Source organism: Romboutsia sp. (assembly GCF_035470145.1).
Classification (GTDB): Bacteria; Bacillota; Clostridia; order Peptostreptococcales; family Peptostreptococcaceae; genus Romboutsia_D.
The window spans coordinates 1-1,581 of sequence record NZ_DATIRC010000112.1 but is presented as its reverse complement, the minus strand read 5'-3'; the positions used below and the strand labels follow the sequence as shown (position 1 = coordinate 1,581).

The window sequence follows — 1,581 nt, the reverse complement described above, 5'->3', positions numbered from 1 at the left end:
AATGAGTTCTTTAAAGGAGATTACACAGGAATAGATAGAGGGGGGCACTATAGTTCCCTACTAAAAATAGGTACTACTTTATCCTTAGTAAGATTTAAAGAGTCTAAAACTAATAATACAAGTACTTATGGGGAACTAGAGCAGATAACAAAAGTAACTAAAGAACATGGACAAGTATCTAATACTAATGGTGATAAATATATAAAGACTAAAACAAGGTCATGGCTCAATAACAGTAAAGGAATAGTAATTTGTAATGGATATTTCACTTGCCCTTATAAAGAGGAATGTCATACATTTAAAGCTTTTGGTGGATTAACTCAAATGTTAAAAACTAACTTTGAAAAGGAGTATGAATATGACTTATGCCTAGAAGGTATGGAGCTAAATGAAGCAAGAGGAAAATTTAACTTAGACTTTAATAAGGCGTTAAACTCTAACATTAAATACCATAACTTTACTGCCCCTACGGGCATTGGGAAAACTCATACTATAATAAATACAATAAAGCCTAAAGAAAAAGAAGTATTTATTATAGTAGCCCCTACCCATAAACTGATACAGGAAGAGTATAGTAACTTCCCTCATACAAAAGAGAATATAGAACTACCTAAAAAGTATAAATTATTACATTTACTAGGATATAAGAATAACAAAAAAGTAAGTAATAAAGATAAGTGTATATTAGAAGAATATCATAAAATATCAAAAGAGAATAACCATACCTTATTAAATAACCCTGTGGTAGTTACTACTCATAAAATGTTTGCATTAGTAGGAGAAAAAATAGTAAATGAGCTAAGAGCACAGGAGAAAGAGGTTACTGTTATAATTGATGAAGATATAACAGACGAGTATATTAATATAGATTCTTTATCAGCTGATAAATTTAATACTAATATAAATAACTTAATAAGAGATCTAAAGTTTTCAAGTATATTTAAAATAAGGAAAGAACCTAACAAATATATAAAACAGGATATAGATAATAAGTCTAAAGAATTAATAAAAAAACTAAAAAGAATAAGAAAGAGAGCAACAGATCAGAGAGACTTTTATAATATTTTTGACTTATCTACTACTGATAAAGAACAAATTAAAGAATTAGTAAAGTTAATTAAATCAGAAGATTATGATATAGAATTTATAAAACATATATTAAAGGGGCAATTAAGATTCTTTTTCTCATATCGAGGTGATATATGCCTTATAAATCAAGAAGAATTACCTCAAGATGTAAAATATATATTCTTATCAGCTACACCCAATAGAATAGGTTTAGACATGCTAACTAAAAGTTATGTAAGGTGTGATTACGATTATAGTATAAAAACAACTACAACAGTTTTACAATTAAATCAGAATACCTCAAAGACAAAAGTAGTAGAGGGATTAAAAGAAGAAGTAATAACAAAAATAAGAAGTTTAATAACTAGACCTGATGAAACATTATTAGTAACCTTTCAAGATACCCATGAGCAATTAAAAGAAATATTAGGTGTTAAACATAGTTTATATTTTGGAAATGTAAAAGGATACAATGAATTTAGTGGAATGGATATAATGGTAGTGGGAACACCT

General features: G+C 27.5%; 1 protein-coding gene. It reads left to right on the top strand.

Features of this window, described 5'->3' with window-relative positions; all coding sequences use genetic code 11:
* The coding region (locus VLM92_RS04315) for a DEAD/DEAH box helicase family protein (protein WP_325275124.1) at window positions 1-1,581 on the top strand (1,581 nt) is incomplete at both ends.